General features: G+C 37.8%; 19 protein-coding genes and 1 riboswitch. Of the genes, 10 read left to right on the top strand and 9 right to left on the bottom strand.

The window, feature by feature from the left end; all coding sequences use genetic code 11:
- Positions 1-36 precede the first annotated feature (36 nt).
- Together speA and ACFSAV_RS01445 are read right to left on the bottom strand one after the other, a co-directional pair.
- A complete protein-coding gene (gene speA / locus ACFSAV_RS01450; RefSeq protein ID WP_379095381.1) occupies positions 37-1,971 on the bottom strand; it encodes a biosynthetic arginine decarboxylase in 1,935 nt (644 codons plus the stop codon).
- Positions 1,972-2,162: 191 nt separating this feature from the next.
- The gene (locus tag ACFSAV_RS01445) at positions 2,163-3,458 is read right to left on the bottom strand and encodes an NAD(P)/FAD-dependent oxidoreductase (RefSeq protein WP_101776281.1); all 1,296 of its coding nucleotides are present in this window, start codon (positions 3,456-3,458) and stop codon (positions 2,163-2,165) included.
- A gap of 193 nt (positions 3,459-3,651) precedes the next feature.
- Here ACFSAV_RS01445 and ACFSAV_RS01440 point away from each other — a divergent pair, with 193 nt between their 5' ends.
- Positions 3,652-4,701: an extracellular solute-binding protein gene (locus tag ACFSAV_RS01440; RefSeq protein ID WP_379095378.1), complete on the top strand. Its 1,050-nt coding sequence runs from the start codon at positions 3,652-3,654 to the stop codon at positions 4,699-4,701.
- Between the two features lie 70 nt (positions 4,702-4,771).
- Here the strand turns inward: ACFSAV_RS01440 and ACFSAV_RS01435 are convergent, their stop codons facing one another.
- Positions 4,772-5,665 carry a LysR family transcriptional regulator gene (locus ACFSAV_RS01435; protein WP_379095375.1) on the bottom strand — a complete coding sequence of 298 codons (894 nt, stop codon included), beginning with the start codon at positions 5,663-5,665 and terminating at the stop codon, positions 4,772-4,774.
- Positions 5,666-5,990: 325 nt separating this feature from the next.
- Between ACFSAV_RS01435 and atoD the strand changes: the two genes are divergently transcribed.
- The 6 genes from atoD to ACFSAV_RS01405 all read left to right on the top strand — a co-directional run bounded on the left by atoD (position 5,991) and on the right by ACFSAV_RS01405 (position 12,097).
- A complete protein-coding gene (gene atoD, locus ACFSAV_RS01430) occupies positions 5,991-6,647 on the top strand; it encodes an acetate CoA-transferase subunit alpha (RefSeq protein ID WP_379095372.1) in 657 nt (218 codons plus the stop codon).
- A gap of 1 nt (position 6,648) precedes the next feature.
- Positions 6,649-7,299, top strand: a complete 651-nt coding sequence (locus ACFSAV_RS01425; RefSeq protein WP_101776285.1) for a 3-oxoacid CoA-transferase subunit B — start codon at positions 6,649-6,651, stop codon at positions 7,297-7,299.
- A 9-nt stretch (positions 7,300-7,308) separates the two neighbouring features.
- Positions 7,309-8,631 (top strand): TIGR00366 family protein, encoded by a 1,323-nt coding sequence (locus ACFSAV_RS01420; RefSeq protein WP_101776286.1) that lies wholly within the window; start codon positions 7,309-7,311, stop codon positions 8,629-8,631.
- Between the two features lie 15 nt (positions 8,632-8,646).
- Positions 8,647-9,828 (top strand): acetyl-CoA C-acetyltransferase, encoded by a 1,182-nt coding sequence (locus ACFSAV_RS01415; RefSeq protein WP_379095368.1) that lies wholly within the window; start codon positions 8,647-8,649, stop codon positions 9,826-9,828.
- A 115-nt stretch (positions 9,829-9,943) separates the two neighbouring features.
- Positions 9,944-10,705 (top strand): 3-hydroxybutyrate dehydrogenase, encoded by a 762-nt coding sequence (locus ACFSAV_RS01410; RefSeq protein WP_101776288.1) that lies wholly within the window; start codon positions 9,944-9,946, stop codon positions 10,703-10,705.
- 63 nt (positions 10,706-10,768) lie between these two features.
- A complete protein-coding gene (locus tag ACFSAV_RS01405; RefSeq protein WP_379095365.1) occupies positions 10,769-12,097 on the top strand; it encodes a GntP family permease in 1,329 nt (442 codons plus the stop codon).
- Between the two features lie 67 nt (positions 12,098-12,164).
- Here the strand turns inward: ACFSAV_RS01405 and ribB are convergent, their stop codons facing one another.
- Entirely contained in the window at positions 12,165-12,809 is a 645-nt protein-coding gene (gene ribB / locus ACFSAV_RS01400) for a 3,4-dihydroxy-2-butanone-4-phosphate synthase (RefSeq protein ID WP_101776290.1), read from the bottom strand.
- A gap of 117 nt (positions 12,810-12,926) precedes the next feature.
- Positions 12,927-13,076: riboswitch (FMN riboswitch) on the bottom strand.
- A 94-nt stretch (positions 13,077-13,170) separates the two neighbouring features.
- Here ribB and ubiK point away from each other — a divergent pair.
- The 3 genes from ubiK to ACFSAV_RS01385 all read left to right on the top strand — a co-directional run bounded on the left by ubiK (position 13,171) and on the right by ACFSAV_RS01385 (position 15,464).
- Entirely contained in the window at positions 13,171-13,422 is a 252-nt protein-coding gene (ubiK, locus tag ACFSAV_RS01395; protein ID WP_101776291.1) for a ubiquinone biosynthesis accessory factor UbiK, read from the top strand.
- A gap of 75 nt (positions 13,423-13,497) precedes the next feature.
- Positions 13,498-14,784: a multifunctional transcriptional regulator/nicotinamide-nucleotide adenylyltransferase/ribosylnicotinamide kinase NadR gene (nadR, locus tag ACFSAV_RS01390; RefSeq protein ID WP_379095360.1), complete on the top strand. Its 1,287-nt coding sequence runs from the start codon at positions 13,498-13,500 to the stop codon at positions 14,782-14,784.
- Entirely contained in the window at positions 14,781-15,464 is a 684-nt protein-coding gene (locus ACFSAV_RS01385; RefSeq protein WP_101776293.1) for a metallophosphoesterase family protein, read from the top strand. Before nadR ends, ACFSAV_RS01385 begins: the two co-directional genes overlap by 4 nt.
- Before the next feature lie 345 nt (positions 15,465-15,809).
- Here the strand turns inward: ACFSAV_RS01385 and rplQ are convergent, their stop codons facing one another.
- Genes rplQ through rpsM form a run of 5 tightly spaced genes read right to left on the bottom strand, consistent with a single transcriptional unit; the run spans position 15,810 to position 18,679 of the window.
- A complete protein-coding gene (gene rplQ / locus ACFSAV_RS01380) occupies positions 15,810-16,199 on the bottom strand; it encodes a 50S ribosomal protein L17 (protein ID WP_032855573.1) in 390 nt (129 codons plus the stop codon).
- 41 nt (positions 16,200-16,240) lie between these two features.
- On the bottom strand, positions 16,241-17,230 hold the full coding sequence (locus tag ACFSAV_RS01375; RefSeq protein ID WP_101776294.1) for a DNA-directed RNA polymerase subunit alpha: 990 nt from the start codon (positions 17,228-17,230) through the stop codon (positions 16,241-16,243).
- Between the two features lie 36 nt (positions 17,231-17,266).
- Entirely contained in the window at positions 17,267-17,887 is a 621-nt protein-coding gene (gene rpsD / locus ACFSAV_RS01370; protein WP_049214876.1) for a 30S ribosomal protein S4, read from the bottom strand.
- 29 nt (positions 17,888-17,916) lie between these two features.
- On the bottom strand, positions 17,917-18,306 hold the full coding sequence (gene rpsK, locus ACFSAV_RS01365; RefSeq protein WP_005701868.1) for a 30S ribosomal protein S11: 390 nt from the start codon (positions 18,304-18,306) through the stop codon (positions 17,917-17,919).
- Positions 18,307-18,322: 16 nt separating this feature from the next.
- A complete protein-coding gene (rpsM, locus tag ACFSAV_RS01360; protein WP_005717912.1) occupies positions 18,323-18,679 on the bottom strand; it encodes a 30S ribosomal protein S13 in 357 nt (118 codons plus the stop codon).
- Positions 18,680-18,774: the final 95 nt, after the last annotated feature.

Here is an 18,774-nt window from a genome sequence, read left to right as displayed (position 1 = left end):
AAACTTGTAAAAAAGTGACCGCACTTTTGTCACCAATCACTCTTCTTCTAAATAAGTATAACCATTCAAACCTGCTTCAAGTTCTTTTAAGAACTGAATCGCTTCTGAAGCAGGTAAATTGGAATGTTCAATTTGCTCACGATAACGAGCCAGTAGCTTCTTGGGATCAAGATACACATACTGCAACATATCTGCTACCGTATTACCTTCATCATAATCCACAATGTTGACCTGGTTATTTTCTTCAACTAAAACATCAATCGTACTCGTGTCACCAAACAAATTATGCATATTACCCAAAATTTCTTGATAAGCACCGACCATGAAGAAGCCAACAAGCGGTGGATTATCTTCCTCATAATGTGGCATTGGCATTGTCGTTGTAATACCATCACCATCAATATAATGGTCAATTGAACCATCTGAATCACAAGTAATATCCAGCAATACTGCTCGACGGCTCACAGGCTGATTCAAATTTGAAATGGGGCATACGGGAAATAATTGATCAATGCCCCAAGCATCAGGTAGTGATTGAAATAAAGAAAAATTGACATACAGTTTATCTGCGAAACGCTCTTGTAACTCATCAATAATTGTACGGTGTGAACGATGTTTTTCATTAAATAATTGCCCTACTTCGTGACAAATATTTAAATATAGCTGTTCTGCCCAAGCGCGTTGCGCTAAATTCAATAAACCCACATTGTACTGATTATGTACATCAGATAAATCAAATTGACTTTCATGAATCCAGCTACGTAATGAACGCTTTTCACGTGATGATTGAATATCTACCCAAGTTTCCCACATACTATGCAGTACACTTGGTGCTTCTTTTTCTGGTGCATTTAATGGTTCAGGCTTATAGCGCTCAATCCCAATGACATTAGAAACTAATACCGCATGATGTGCTGTCACACCACGACCTGATTCGGTAATAATCGTTGGATGTGGTAAACCATGTTCACGACAAGCCTGACCAATTCCCCATACCACCGTATCCGCATATTCATTTAAACCATAATTCACTGAGCAATCCGATTGTGTACGATTACCTTCATAATCCACACCCAAACCACCGCCGACATCAAAACATTGGATATTCACACCTAATTTATGTAATTCCACATAAAAACGTGCACTTTCACGGACACCTGTCGCTACATCACGAATATTGCCAAGTTGTGAACCCAAATGAAAATGTAAAAGTTGTAAACAATCTAAACAAGCATGCGCCTTTAACATTTCCACCAGCGTCAACATTTGTGATGCAGATAAGCCAAATTTTGATTTTTCACCGCCTGAAGATTGCCATTTGCCCGATCCTTGCGAAGCTAAACGGGCACGCACGCCTAAACGTGGTTTTACCTTTAACTTTGCAGCCTCTTCTAGCACTAATTGGATTTCAGATAACTTCTCAATCACTAAATAGACTTTATGACCTAACTTCTCACCCATTAAAGCAAAACGAATATATTCACGGTCCTTATAACCATTACATACAATCACAGTTTGTGTTATTCCTGCATGCGCTAATACTGCCATCAATTCTGCTTTAGAGCCTGCCTCTAGACCTAATGGCTGTGCTGAGTTAATTAGTGACTCAACAACACGGCGATGTTGATTTACTTTAATAGGATAAACAAGAAAATAATTACCTTCATAACCAAAATCTTCACGTGCACGTTTAAATGCCTGATTAATCGAACGTAAGCGATGTTGGATAATTTGTGGGAAACAAAATAGGGTTGGTAAATGTGCGCCTTGTTCCTGTTGAGCTTTCTTGGCTAGCGCGGCTAAAGAAATACGATTTTGTGGTTTATCTGGATCTGGGCAAACAAAAATATCACCATTTTCATCCACGTTATAATAACGCATACCCCAATAATTGATATTACACACTTCACGCACAGTATTTTCAGCGAATGTTAACGAAGTGGTATCAGACTTTAAAATGACTTGTTCCAATGTCTTAGTTTACCTCTTAATAAGTGTTACAAAATAATTGCAAAATCAGACCGCACTTTGCTTGTTGTTATTGTTTATTACCTAAGCAAAAAACAGTGCTAGCATAAAACAAAACACACAAAAGCAATAGCCCTCTGCTATAAAAAAATGGCGAATATATTGTTATTCGCCATTTCTTCTTATGTATTTCACTAACGATATTTATCGAGAAAACGATAGTAATTCGTACCAATAAATAATGCAGCTTGCTTAATGAATTTCCCGCCATGTACTGTCGGGACTTTTAATTTCTCAAAAACACGTAAACGCTCATCATTACCTAAAATTGCCTCAGCAACAATACGCCCAGCTAACCCCGTTAAAGCAACACCATGCCCTGAATAGCCTTGCGCAAAATAAATATTCGGTGCGATACGTCCAAAATGTGGATTAGAATTTAACGTCATATCAATCGGACCGCCCCAACCATAGTCTATTTTGACATCTTCTAATTGTGGAAAGACATGTAGCATATTACAGCGCATGACTGTTGTCATATCTAATCCTGGACTGGAATCACTCCCAAACAACAAACGATTATCTGCACTCAAACGATAATAATCTAAAAAATAGTTATTATCACACACAGACATACGATTACGAATCAAACTGTCTGCCATCGCATCAGTTAATGGCTCAGTGGCAATAATGAAACTTTCAACAGGTAAAATTTTACTAGCAATGCCACGGTGCATTGTTTTAGGTAGCACACTAATATAAGCATTCGTTGCCAACACAACATCTTTTGCAATAACTGAACTTTGATCCGTACTGACTTTGACTTTAGATTTACCTACCCGTAAATCCATGGCTGGCGAATGCTCATAAATTTCAACCCCTAAATCTAAACAGGCTTGCGCGAGTCCTAAACAATAATTCAGTGGATGTAAATGCCCTGAATTTGGATCAAACAATGCTCCTGTATAAATGTCACTGCCTAAATTCTGTGCTAACTTCGCCTTGTCCCATAACGTCATTGATTGATAATTAAAATATTCACGACAAGCTTGCTCAATCGCAACCAGATCCTCCATACGGCGCTGATTAAGTGCCAACGTAGCATAACCACGCTGCCAATCACATTGAATAGCATACTTAGTGATACGTTCATCAATAATATCTAATGCTTCAAGTGACATTTGCCAGAGTTGATTTGCCGTATCAAAGCCAACTGCATCAATATAAGCACTGATATCTTCTTCAAAACCATTAATCGCTTGCCCGCCATTTCGCCCCGAAGCACCAAATCCTACACGCGCACCCTCTAACACAATCACTTTTTTGCCCTGTTCTGCTAACTCAAGGGCGGCAGATAAACCAAAAAACCCCGCCCCAATCACACAAACATCTGCTGATTTACGTTGTGTCAATGTAGGTAAAGTGAAATGAAAATGACGAGTAGCAGCATAATAAGATTGGATATGCTCTTGATGAGAAAATTTCAACATAAAATGACTTGGTAATGAAAATTGCCGGCAGTTTACTCTTACTTAACAAGATGTCAATTTAATTCAATCAGGTTATAAAATTTGCTATACTCGGCGCCAAGTTTTTAAACTTAGTATTCATGCGGATCGACATACTAAAATCCGTTCATTTTTAACCGCACTTTATTGTCTTTGGACTTTGAGGGACTAAAAATTGAAAAGACTTTTTACCAATGTGATCAAATCACTTGCGTTAACCTCTCTCTTATTCTTCACCCATTCTGCTCTTGCTGCCAAAAAACTCTATGTTTACAACTGGACTGACTATATTCCTTCCAGTCTAATTGCAAGCTTTACCAAAGAAACTGGTATCGAAGTCATTTACTCTACTTTTGAAAGCAATGAAGAAATGTATGCTAAGTTAAAATTGCTGTCTAAAAACAACAGCTATGATTTAGTTTTTCCATCAAGTTATTACATTAATAAAATGGTAAAAGATGGCATGCTACAAAAGCTCGAACACACTAAATTAAGCAATTTTCATCACATTCCATCCCATTTATTAAACAAAGAATTTGATCCAAATAACCAATATTCGCTCCCTTATATTTATGGCTTAACGGGTATTGGCATTAACGCTGAAGAAATCGATCCACAAGAAATTACTAGTTGGGCAGATTTATGGAAAGCAGAATATAAAGGAAAAGTGCTGTTAACCGGTGATTCACGTGAAGTCTTTCATATTGCTTTATTATTAAATGGTAAATCGCCAAATACGACTAAAGAAAGTGAAATCAAAGCAGCTTATGAACGCTTAGTAAAACTGATGCCAAATGTTCTTGTCTTTAACTCTGATTCGCCTGAAGTCCCTTATGTGCAAGGTGAAGTTGCTTTAGGTATGATTTGGAATGGTTCAGCGTATTTAGGCAATAAAGAAAATCCAAATATTCAATTCATTTATCCCAAAGAGGGCGCAATTTTCTGGATGGATAACTACGCTATTCCTAAAACAGCACAAAATGTCGAGGGTGCCTATCAATTTATTGATTTCCTCTTACGTCCAGAAAACGCTAAAATCGTAATTGAACGCATGGGTTTTTCAATGCCAAATGAAGGCGTAAAAGCATTACTATCACCTGAAATGGTAAATAATCCAGTATTATTCCCACCAGCTGAAGAAGTACAAAAAGGAATTATGCAAGCTGATGTAGGTAAAGCTGTTGATCTCTATGAAAAATATTGGAATAGACTAAAAACAAATTAATAATGACAAAATTAAAGTGCGGTCAATATATTGAATATTTCGACCGCACTTTGATTAAAAAATATTTCAATTAACTAAACCCCTTTAATAAAGAATCAAAAATATAACTTTCCACCCGACTATAATTATTTTTCTTTAATCGGCATAAAGTGACAATCCAAGGAATAGGATCTTTAATTCGTCGACAGACAAAATCATGAGAAGGATATTGTTCTACAATAGGTAAAGGCAAAATCGTTAATAAATCTTTATTAATTTTTGCTGAATTTAGCAAAAAGTCCCAAGAACTTGATTCTAATATAATATTAGGATACACATTATGTAATTCAAATGCTGAAATGAGTTGGTGATAAATGAAAAAAGTTTTATCAAAAATTGCTAGTTTTTCATTATGTAAATCTTGCCAAGTTAATATATTTTTCTGAGTAAGATGATGCTCTGGTGACAGGAAAACAGCCAATTCAGAATGAATTAACTCAAAAGAATCAATAATATTTTTTGAAATATGTTCTGGGTATAATAACGCAGCAAAATCAATATTACCCAATAATAATTCATTTCTTAGTACGTAAGCCCCTTGCTCCTTAATTGTAAAATTAATATCTGGGTTATTTAAAATTAATTTAGGCATTATTTTAGAAAAGACAACAGATAAGACTAGAGGTGGGATTCCGATGGTAATATTACCAGTAATTTGTTTTGCTGTTTTATGGAGATTTTTATTCATTTCATTATATTTATTAATAATCTCTTTAGCATCATTATAATAATTTTCACCAGCATAAGTTAGACCAATAATTTTTCCTTTAGCGCGTTTAAATAATTGTACTGATTCTCTTTGTTCAAATTCATTAATCATCATACTTAAAGCCGGTTGTGAAATATATAAGGTTTGTGAGGTTCGGCTTAAATTAAAATCATTATCTACAATAGAGATAAAGTAACGTAGATGTCTAATATCCATAAAGATTTCCCCTTCTGATTCCATTAGGCAAATTAAGCTTAAAAGTATCCACTTCAATAGTCAACTCAAACTATAAAATAAATTTATATAAGATTAAAAAAACAATATTTCCTACATAGAATATTTCTTGCTATCTTTTTGAATAAATAAACCACATCAAATTACATAAAATTAATATTTTTAACAAAAAATTAATAATTGGCGCGTATTTATAAAGCTAAATTTTAATATTTACTAAAGTAATTAAACATCTTTATAGACATGTTTAATCAGGGTTTCTTTGTCTAATATAAATTTATTTTATTAAAATATATGGAGAACTACTATGTCTAAAGTAATACCTATTACTGATGTACAAAGTCATTTATCTGATGGAATGACGATTTTATTTGGGGGGTTTATGGGGGTAGGCACCCCAACTCGCCTAGTCCAAGCCATTTTAGACTCTGGAGTAAAAGACTTAACCATTATTGGCAATGATACTGCTTTCGTTGATACTGGTGTAGGTCCATTAATTGCCAACAAACGTGTCAAAAAAGTCGTTGCATCTCATATTGGTACGAATACAGAAACAGGTCGGCAAATGATTTCTGGCGAACTTGAAGTTGAACTCGTACCACAAGGAACACTGATTGAACGGATTCGTGCAGGAGGCGCAGGCTTAGGCGGTATATTAACACCAACAGGTGTAGGAACCGTCGTTGAAGAAGGTAAACAAACGATTGAATTAGACGATAAAAAATACCTTCTTGAAAAACCAATCAAAGCAGATATTGCAATTATCGGAGCGCATATATCAGATAAAAAAGGCAATTTAACTTACCAATTAACCACTCGTAATTTCAATCCTATCATTGCATTCTCAGCAGAAAAAACATTCGTTGAACCAACACAAATTGTCGAAGTAGGTCAAATTCAACCAGACCATGTTATCACCCCTGCTGCACTTATTGATTACATTATTCTTCCAGAGGAACACTAAGATGAACGCAAAAGAACTGATTGCTCGCCGAGTCGCTTTAGAATTACGTGATGGTGATGTTGTAAATTTAGGCATCGGCTTACCGACCCAAGTTGTAAACTACTTACCTGAAGGTATCGATATTACCTTACAGTCTGAAAATGGATTTTTAGGTTTAGGACCTGTGACGGAAGCTGATCCTAATTTAGTTAATGCTGGAGGTCAGCCTTGTGGCATGCTCTCTGGCGCAGCGATGTTTGATAGTGCAACATCATTTGCATTAATTCGTGGTGGTCATGTTGATGCTTGCGTGCTTGGTGGCTTACAAGTAGATGAAGAAGCGAATTTAGCAAACTGGATGGTGCCCGGAAAAATGGTGCCAGGCATGGGTGGAGCGATGGATCTCGTGACTGGTGCTCGTAAAGTTATTATTGCAATGGAACACTGTGCCAAGGATGGCTCCTCCAAAGTGTTAAAACGTTGCACATTACCTCTCACAGCAATACATGCAGTACATATGTTAGTCACTGAATTAGCAGTATTCGAATTTATTGATGGAAAATTGCACTTAACCGAAATTGCAGAAGGCTATGACGTAGATGCTGTTCGGGCAAAAACTGAAGCGGAATTTGTTGTTTCGCCATTTATCAAAGTTATGCCGCTAGCACAATAAGGAGATTGTATGATTAGCACTATTTCCAGAGGAATGACGAAGTTTGTCAGCCGTTACTTACCAGATCCACTTATCTTCGCATTACTACTGACGCTAATCACCTTTTTTGTCGCGTTGGGTCTTACAGACTCAACGCCTGTACAAATGGTGAAATATTGGGGTGATGGTTTCTGGAATCTACTCGGATTTGGTATGCAAATGGCATTAATTGTTGTCACAGGTCATGCACTAGCTAGTTCACCACCAATAAAAACTATATTGCGTAACATCGCATCACTTGCTAAAACACCAACACAGGGGGTTATGCTGGTTACCTTCTTCAGTGCATTGGCTTGTGTTATTAACTGGGGTTTTGGTTTAGTAGTTGGTGCGATGTTCGCACGTGAAGTTGCGCGTAGAGTCAAAGGATCTGACTATCCTCTATTAATTGCTTGTGCTTATATTGGTTTTATGTCTTGGGGAGGTGGTTTATCTGGTTCAATGCCATTATTAGCCGCAACACCAGGAAATCCAGTTGAACACATTGCAGGACTTATTCCAATTCAAAATACATTATTAACGGGTTTCAATATCTTCATCACACTGGGACTCGTCATCTTCTTACCATTCCTGACTAAAATGATGGTGCCTAAGCCAAATGAAGTTGTTATGGTTGATCCAGATCTTTTAAAAGAAGAAGCTGATTACCAAAAAACCCTTTCGAAAGATGCACCGCCCTCTGAAAAATTGGAAGAAAGCCGTATATTAAGTTGGGTTATTGGCGTATTTGGTATTGGTTACTTAGTCATATACTTCATGGATAAAGGCTTCAATATCACGATCAATACCGTCAATCTCATCTTCTTAGTCGCAGGGGTACTACTACACAAAACACCAATGGCTTATATGCGTGCAGTCAAAGCCGCAGCAGGTAGCACCGCAGGTATTTTGGTCCAATTCCCATTCTATGCAGGTATCCAGTTAATGATGGAACATTCTGGATTAGGTGGATTAATCACAGAATTCTTTATCAACGTTTCTACTAAAGAAACTTTCCCATTAATGACGTTCTTCAGCTCTGCATTTATCAACTTTGCTGTGCCCTCAGGTGGTGGTCACTGGGTAATTCAAGGTCCTTATGTACTTGCAGCAGCACAAGCATTGGATGCGGACTTAGGAAAATCAGTGATGGCAATCGCTTATGGAGAACAATGGATGAATATGGCACAACCTTTCTGGGCATTACCAGCACTTGCCATTGCTGGACTAGGTGTGAGAGATATTATGGGCTACTGTATGACTGCGCTCATTTTCTCAAGTGTGATATTTATTATTGGATTAACAGTATTTTAAAACAAAGGAGAGGTTATGAAAAATGTCGTTATAGCAAGTGCAGTACGCACACCAATTGGTAATTTTAATGGAAGTCTATCAAATGTCAGTGCGGTGGAATTAGGAACTATTGCCATTAAGGCAGCAATTGAAAAATCAGGGATTGATATCGCTGCTGTTGACGAAGTCATCATGGGTCAAGTGTTACAAGCCGGACAAAAACAAAACCCTGCTCGCCAAGCCTTATTGCACAGCGGAATTTCACAAGATGTGACTGCTTACACTGTGAATAAGGTCTGTGGTTCAGGCTTAAAAACAGTCGCTCTCGCCGCGCAAGCAATTCGTGCAGGCGATGCTAATATCATCGTCGCAGGTGGTATGGAAAATATGAGCCAAGCCCCTTACTTACTAGATGCTAAAGCACGTTGGGGACATCGTTTAGGCAATGGACAGCTTAATGATGTCATTTTATTAGATGCTTTAGTCTGTGCTGAAAACCATTACCATATGGGAATCACTGCTGAAAATGTCGCCAAAAAATATGGCATTACACGTGAACAACAAGACACAATGGCACTTGAATCACAACGTAGAGCTGTTACCGCAATCGAATCTGGCGCATTTAAAAATGAAATTGTTCCTGTAACTGTTAAAGTGAAACGAAAAGAAATACTTTTTGATACAGATGAATTCCCAAAAAAAGAAACAACATTAGAAGGTTTATCAGCGCTTCGTCCCGCATTTGATAAAGAAGGTACAGTGACTGCAGGGAATGCGTCTGGTATCAATGATGGTGCAGCAGCATTAGTCATTGTTGAAGAAGAAACAGCAAAAGCACTAGGCTTAACTATTTTGGCTCGTATTAAAAGTTATGCAAGTGGTGGAGTTGCACCAGAAATCATGGGAATGGGCCCAGTACCCGCTTCACAAAAAGCTCTTGCTAAAGCAGGCTTGAGCTTAAATGACATTGACTTGGTTGAAGCCAATGAAGCTTTTGCTGCACAATTCCTTGCTGTAGGTAAAGAGCTTGGTTTTGATCCAGAAAAAGTCAATGTTAATGGTGGCGCCATTGCATTAGGTCACCCTGTCGGTGCTAGCGGTGCACGCATTCTGGTCACGCTTATCCATGCACTACATGCAAGGAACAAAACCTTAGGTTTAGCAACACTGTGTATCGGTGGCGGTCAAGGTATTGCGATGGTTATTGAGCGCATATAACTATATCACCCCAATTGCACCTTATGTATTCGCTTGGCAGATAAGGTGCAAAACTCTCATCAAACTCACCGCACTTTTGCGGGTATCACATTCCTATATGGATTCAGGAGTCACTATGTTAAAAAACAAAGTTGCATTAGTTACTGGTGCAGCAAGTGGTATTGGTCTCGCCGTCAGCCAAACGTTAACACAAGAAGGCATTAACGTAGTTATGGTCGATATCAACGAAACTTTACTGCAAAAACAAGCTGAAAAATTACAAGCAACCTATGTTGTTGCGGATTTATCAAAACGCGAATCTTGTAAACTTGCAGTAGATCATGCTGTAAAAACATTTGGCAGTATAGATATTCTAGTCAATGTTGCAGGCATTCAAACCGTTTCCCCAGTTGAAGATTTCCCAGAAGACAGATGGGATTTCATGATTAACCTCATGCTAACAGCACCATTTTTATTAACAAAATACGCTTGGCCATATATGAAAAGAAATCAGTGGGGACGTATCATTAACTTAAATTCTATTCATGGTGTCGTTGCTTCTGAGTTTAAATCTGCTTATGTATCTGCCAAACATGGTTTATCAGGCTTGACTAAAACAACGGCGCTTGAAGGTGGACCGTATGGTATTACTGTGAATTCAATCTGTCCTGCCTATGTAAGAACCCCACTTGTTGACAAACAAATTGCCGATCAAGCCGCTCATCATAATATTTCAGAAACTGATGTCATCAGCAAAATTATGCTACAAAAGGCAGCAGTGAAACGTTTAATTGAGCCTGCTGATATTGGTGAGTTTGTTAAGTTCCTCTGTTCTGATGCCGCAGCATCTATTTCAGGTTCCTGCTTAACCGTCGACGGCGGTTGGACGGCAGGCTAATCAAGCACAACTTTAGCCACAATTGTTGTAAACAATTGTGGCCAAATTACATAGGGGAAAACCATGTTCAGTTTATTAGGAATTTTTATCGGTTTAGTACTACTGATGTTTTTAGCATTTAGAGGCTATTCCATCGTTTGGATTGCGCCTCTTTGTGCAACAGTTGTTGCTTTTACAGGGGATTTAAATGTCTTAGATGCTTACTTAGGCAGCTACATGACAGGCTTAGTTGGATTTGTTAAAGCTTGGTTTCCTGCATTCTTACTCAGTGCCATTTTTGGTAATTTAATGGATGTAACTGGTGGGGCAAAATCAATTGCGATCTGGTTAACTCGAATGCTAGGCGCCAAAAGTGCTATCGCTTCTATTGTATTAGGTTGTGCTTTACTTACTTATGGCGGTGTGAGTTTATTTGTTGTCGTTTTTGCAGTTTATCCATTAGCGCTCGCTGTCTTTAAAGAAGCCAATATTACTCGCCGTCTTATACCAGGTACCATTGCTTGTGGTGCATTTACCTTTACAATGACAGCATTACCCGGCTCTCCACAAATTCAAAACTTAATTCCAACAGCCTACTTCGGTACAAGTGCAATGGCTGCACCAATTATGGGTACAATTGCAGCAGCAATCTTATTCTTTGGTGGTGTAGCTTATTTAGAAATGCGTCGTAGAAAATATGCAAAAAATGGAGAATATTTTATTGAACCATTAGTAGAAAATTCTGCTGACGATAATCAAACAAATCTACCCTCAGCTCTATTAGCCATTCTGCCATTAATCAGTGTCATTGTTGTGCTTAATTTTGTTCCTGAATTAATTGGGCTAAAAAATGGTGATCCTAAAAATATTGTACTTGCCTTACTAGCAGGAATTGCGTTGGTAATTATCTTGAATTTAAACAAACGCGCCACTTTTATTCCAGCAATTGGCAAAGGTACAAATGGTGCTGTAGGTGCCATTATTAATACTGCTGCGGCTGTTGGTTTTGGTAGCGTCGTACGTATCGCACCGGGTTTTGAACATTTAACAGCAATGATCTTAAACGTACCAGGAAGCCCACTTATTTCACTGTCTGTTGCAGTAAACATCTTAGCTGGCGCAACAGGCTCAGCTTCTGGTGGAATGGGAATCGCACTGGAAGCATTAGGTGAAAAATACCTCGCAATTGCTAAACAGGCGAGTATTTCACCAGAAGCATTACACCGTATTGCCTCACTCTCTTCAGGTGGTTTAGATACTATGCCACATAATGGTGCAGTATTAACATTATTAAGTAATACGGGTATGACACACCGCGATTCCTATTTAGAAATCGCGATGACATCATTCATTCTGCCTATTGTTGCAACAATTGTTGTAATTACACTATTCAGCCTGTTTGGTATTTATTAGTCTTCTTAATGCAAAATACCTGTGTTAACGATATTTACACAGGTATCTTCATTAGCTTACGTACAAACTACACATTATATTTTTGACGATACGCCACTAAATCTTCAATAGTCACAACAGGAAAACCAAACTTGTGTGCAAAGTCAACAATTTCAGGTGCGCGTGCCATTGAGCCATCATCATTAGTAATCTCACAAATAACCCCTGCACCTTTATAACCTGCTAAACGCGCTAGATCTACAGAGGCCTCAGTATGACCACGACGACTTAATACTCCTCCTTCTACAGCACGTAATGGAAAAATATGTCCCGGACGACTTAAATCACTTGGTTTTGCGCCATCTGCAACAGCAGCTTTAATTGTCGTCACACGATCTTTAGCTGATACACCTGTTGCAACACCTTTTGCTGCTTCAATAGTCACGGTAAATGCCGTCTTATTAACACTTGTATTATCCTGTACCATGGGTGGTAAATCTAACGCTTGACATAATTGGTCTGTTAAGCAGAGGCAAACAATGCCACTACCATAACGAATCAACATGGTCATTTGCTCAGTATTGATCGTTTCTGCTGGGAAAATTAAATCCCCTTCATTTTCACGATCTTCATCATCTAATACTAAAACGCCATGACCTTGTTTAAAAGCCTCAATAGCAGCAACAACACGCGCTTCTGCGTTACCAAAAGGAGATAAAATTGACTGATTCATAGTAAATTCCTTGAAATATAGAGATATTTAGATACCAGAATCAGGGCTGATGAGAAAAATTATGTGGCTAAGAAAATCTTAAACAAACAAAAAAGACAGGTTTTGATCACAAAACCTGCTTATTCTCTTTCATCCAGACTATACTGTCGGCTTTGGATTTACACCAAATCTGCTGACTTTGTTATTTACATAAATAACAAACGCTCGTGGGCTTATGCTAAGGCACTTACCACCGGTAGGGAGTTTCACCCTGCCCTGAGAATGCGTGCATAGTATAACGCAAACTTAATCTTGAAAAAATGTTTTTATTTGCAACAAGATTACATACAATAGACAAAATTTTCCCTAATATGAGGTCATTATGCTAAATCCTAAAAAAATAGAGCAAGTTATACAACAAATCCAAGATTCATTACCACAAGGAATTAAAGATTTAGGTCAAGATGCAGAAGCAAAACTTAAGCAAACACTACAAGCGCAATTATCAAAATTAGATTTAGTGACTCGTGAAGAATTTGATGTACAAACTCAAGTCCTAATGCGTACTCGTGAAAAGCTTGTTGAACTAGAACAACGTGTCAATGCACTATTAGAACAAAAGGCATTACCTTAACTTGCATTGCACATTGCGGAAATCAAAGTGCGGTCTGTTTTGATAAAATTTCTGAATCATTACAAGGAATAAATTATGTCTTCTTTTGCCTACTTACAGCAAAAACGCAAACAATTAAATTTAAAGGTGAATGATATTTGTCAGCAAGCAAATATTACACGTGCTTACTTTAATCAACTGGTAAGTGGAAAAATAAAAAATCCAAGTGCTACAAAACTGAGTGCGTTACATAAAGTGCTACAAATTACTGAACCAAATAATAAGAAAGTAGGTGTAATTTTCGGCAAATTCTATCCTGTTCATACAGGTCATATTAATATGATCTATGAGGCATTCAGTAAAGTAGACGAAATCCACATTATTGTATGTAGTGATACAGAAAGAGATTTAAAACTGTTCTATGATAGTAAAATGAAACGTATGCCAACAGTGCAAGATCGCTTACGTTGGATGCAACAAATTTTCAAATATCAGAAAAACCAAATTTTTATTCATCATCTGGTTGAAGATGGAATTCCAAGCTATCCAAACGGCTGGGAAGCTTGGGCAGAACAAGTTAAACTGCTTTTCAAAGAAAAAAACTTCACCCCAAGCATTGTCTTTAGTAGCGAAGTACAAGATAAAGCGCCTTATGAAAAATATTTAGGTTTGGAAGTCACATTAGTTGACCCAGAACGCCAATTCTTTAATGTATCCGCTACAAAAATTCGCAACAATCCATTCCACTATTGGAAATTTATTCCTAAAGAAGTACGTCCTTTCTTTGCTAAAACAATTGCAATTTTAGGAGGTGAAAGCAGTGGTAAAACAGTGCTCGTCAATAAACTGGCAACTGTGTTTAATACTACATCAGCTTGGGAATATGGACGTGAATTTGTTTTTGAAAAATTAGGTGGCGATGAACAAGCAATGCAATATTCTGACTATCCACAAATGGCATTAGGTCATCAACGTTACATTGACTACGCCGTACGTCACGCACATAAAGTTGCCATCATTGATACTGATTTTATTACGACTCAAGCCTTTTGTATTCAATATGAAGGCAAAGCACATCCATTTCTAGATTCGATGATCAAAGAATATCCCTTTGATGTCACTATTTTACTCAACAATAATACGAAATGGGTTGATGATGGTTTACGTAGCTTGGGCAATCAAAAACAACGTCAACGTTTCCAATTATTATTAAAAAAATTACTTGATAAATACAATGTACCTTACATTGAAATTGAATCACCAAGTTATTTAGAACGCTATAATCAAGTGAAAAAAATTGTTGAAAAAATTCTAAACGAAGAAGAATTGCCAACACTCACAAGTGAACATGGGATACAATCCATTTTTGAGGAAGACGCATGATTTTATTTGCAGGTGATCCACATGGCAATTTTGATCACCTATATCCTTTTATTCAAACACAACAAAATGTTGCACTTATTATATTAGGCGACTTACAGCTCACCACGCCCGATGAACTCAAGAAATTATCACAATATTGTGATCTTTGGTTCATCCATGGCAATCATGATAGTAAAACCGTCTCTGCATTCGAGTCAATCTGGGAAAGTAACTGGCAATCACGCAACTTACATGGCAAAGTAGTAGAAATTCAGGGTAAACGTATTGCTGGTTTAGGTGGTGTATTTCGAGGTCAAATTTGGATGCCGCCAAACAAACCGCTCTTTTTTGATCCTATTCATTATTGCCAATATTGTTCACAAGAAAAAATTTGGCGAGGCGGAATTCCGTTACGTCATCGAACGTCTATCTTTCCTTCAGATATCGAAGCATTAGAACAAATGCAAGCTGATATTTTAATTTGCCATGAAGCGCCTAAACCACACCCATCAGGTTTTACAGTGTTAAATGAACTTGCACATAAAATGAATGTACGACATATCTTTCATGGTCATCATCATGAAAATTTTGACTATAGTAATATGATTAATGAGTATAATTACCAAGTTACTAACGTTGGCTTTCGTAGTTTGTGTGATATAAATGGACAATATTTACTGATGGGAATTGATGATCGCTAAAGATCATCAATTTACCTTCCTGTTTCCCGTTCCATTCCAAACAAGAGTACACTGTATCTCATTTGCTTAAAAACAACTTAATTCAAAGAAAGTGCGGTCAACTTTTCGAAAGTTTTACTATATTTCTTCAGTTATTAATCTTACTAGCCCTAACTATATCTATAAAATTAGTAGTCTAATAGTCTAATAGTCTAATAGTCTAATAGTCTAATAGTCTAATAGTCTAACAATAAATAATGACAAGTATAATCCATTGAAACCAGAACAAAAAAGAAAACCCACTAATTAGAATCAGTGGGTTTTATCTAAAAAAATATAAGTTACAAAATCAACTTATCTAAATCATTATTCTGCAGCAGCTTCTTCAGTTGCTACTTCTGGGCGATCAACTAACTCAATATAAGCCATTGGTGCATTATCGCCTGCACGGAAACCACATTTCAAAATACGGGTGTAACCACCTGCACGTTGAGCAAAACGTGGACCTAATTCATTGAATAATTTAGCAACAGTTTCGATGTTGCGTGTACGAGCAAAAGCTAAACGACGATTTGCAACGCTATCTACTTTTGCTAATGTAATTAACGGTTCAACTACACGACGTAATTCTTTCGCTTTTGGCAATGTAGTCTTGATAATTTCGTGACTAACTAAAGAGCTTGCCATATTACGGAACATCGCTTGGCGATGGCTGCTATTACGGTTTAGTTGACGACCACTCTTACGATGGCGCATGACCTTATCCTTCTCAGAAAAATCTTTAACCTATGACCAAACTAGTCTTCAGCAATACTTGCTGGTGGCCAATTCTCAAGGCGCATACCTAGTGATAAGCCGCGCGAAGCAAGAACATCCTTAATTTCAGTAAGAGATTTCTTACCAAGATTAGGCGTTTTTAATAACTCAACTTCAGTACGCTGTACTAAATCACCGATATAGTGAATTGTTTCTGCTTTCAAACAGTTAGCAGAACGAACTGTCAACTCTAAGTCATCAACAGGACGCAACAGAATCGGATCGAATTCTGGTTTTTCTTCCTTAACTTCTGGTTGACGAACATCACGCAAATCAACGAATGCATCTAGTTGCTCTGCTAAAATTGTTGCTGCACGACGAATTGCTTCTTCTGGATCAATAGTGCCATTAGTTTCCAACTCAATCACTAGCTTATCTAAGTCAGTGCGCTGTTCAACACGCGCTGCCTCAACATTATAAGCAATACGATCAACTGGACTATAACATGCATCTACTAATAGACGACCAATTGGTCTTTCTTCATCTTGCGCATGTACTCGGGCTGATGCTGGTACATAGCCTCTACCACGTTGAACACGAATACGCATATTAATTGATGCATTTTCGTCAGTCAAATGACAGATAACATGCTCAGGATTTACGATTTCAACATCTCCATCATGGGTGATGTCTGCTGCAACAACAGGGCCAATTCCAGATTTGTTTAGTGTCAGAAATACATCATCTTTATTCTGAACTTTAACCGCTAGGCCTTTTAAGTTTAGAAGTACTTCAAGAATATCTTCCTGAACACCTTCTTTACTGCTGTATTCGTGCAATACGCCTTCAATTTCTACTTCAGTCACAGCACAACCTGGCATTGAAGATAGAAGAATACGACGCAATGCATTACCTAAAGTGTGGCCGAATCCACGCTCTAACGGTTCTAAGATCACTTTAGCATGAGTTGAGCTAATTTGCTCAATATCAACTAAGCGTGGCTTTAAAAATTCTGTAACAGAACCCTGCATTTTATCCTCTCTTTGCTTCTAAGCTTTAACTATTTATTATTTAGAGTAAAGCTCAACGATCAGATGTTCGTTAATGTCTGCTGATAAATCAGAACGTTCAGGAACACGTTTGAACACACCTTCCATTTTAGCAGTATCAACTTCTAACCAAGTCGGTTTTTCTCTTTGTTCTGCTAACTCTAATGATGCTTTAATACGTGCTTGTTTTTTAGATTTCTCACGAACAGCAACTACATCATTAACTGAAACTTGGAATGATGGGATATTAACAACACGACCATTTACAACAATCGCTTTATGACTCACCAATTGGCGAGCTTCAGCGCGAGTTGCAGCAAAGCCCATGCGATAAACAACGTTATCCAATCTACCTTCCAATAATACCAGTAAGTTTTCACCAGTATTACCTTTTAAGCGGTTTGCTTCTTTATAATAATTACGGAATTGACGTTCTAAGATACCGTAAATACGACGAACTTTTTGTTTTTCACGTAATTGACTACCATAGTCAGATAAACGCGGCTTACGGGCACCGTGTTGACCTGGAGCGGTATCAATTTTACATTTTGATTCAATCGCGCGCACACCTGACTTAAGGAATAAGTCAGTGCCTTCACGACGGCTTAGCTTGAGTTTAGGACCCAAATATCTTGCCATTTTCTTTCTCCAACTATCCTATGACGCCATTAAACACGACGTTTTTTCGGTGGACGACAACCGTTATGAGGAATCGGAGTCACATCAGTAATATTCGTAATACGGAAACCCGCTGCATTTAATGCACGAATAGTAGACTCACGACCAGGACCTGGTCCTTTCACCATAACTTCCAAGTTCTTTAAGCCGAATTCTTTTACAACTTCAGCGCAACGTTCAGCCGCAACTTGTGCAGCAAACGGGGTAGATTTACGAGAACCACGGAAACCTGAACCACCAGCAGTAGCCCATGCTAGAGCGTTGCCTTGACGGTCAGTAATGGTAACGATTGTATTATTGAAAGATGCGTGAATATGCGCTACGCCATCTACAACTTGTTTTTTTACACGTTTACGTGCACGAACTGGTGTTTTAGCCATTTTACCTTACCCCGACTTATTTCTTGATCGGCTTACGAGGACCCTTACGGGTACGCGCATTAGTTTTAGTACGTTGACCACGTACCGGTAAACCACGACGATGACGTAAACCACGATAACAACCTAAGTCTAATAGACGTTTGATGTTTAGTGTTACTTCACGACGTAAGTCACCTTCAACGGTAAATTTACCAACTTCGTCACGCAGTTTATCAATCTGCTCTTCAGACAATTCGCTGATCTTAACATCTTCAGCAATACCCGTTGCTGCACAAATAGCTTGAGCACGAGTTTTACCAATACCATAAATTGCAGTTAAAGCGATTACAGTGTGTTTATGATCAGGAATGTTAATGCCTGCAATACGGGCCACTATGCACTCCTATTATTTAACTAAGTTGACACTTTGATCTTGAAAAGCCCGTTTTCAGGATACTCAAACAAAGTGTCAAGGACATAAATGAGCTG

This window comes from Pasteurella oralis, from assembly GCF_042681465.1.
GTDB classification, from domain to species: Bacteria; Pseudomonadota; Gammaproteobacteria; order Enterobacterales; family Pasteurellaceae; genus Pasteurella; species Pasteurella oralis.
The sequence above is the reverse complement of the archived record's forward strand: the minus strand, read 5'-3'. Positions and strand labels throughout refer to the sequence as shown.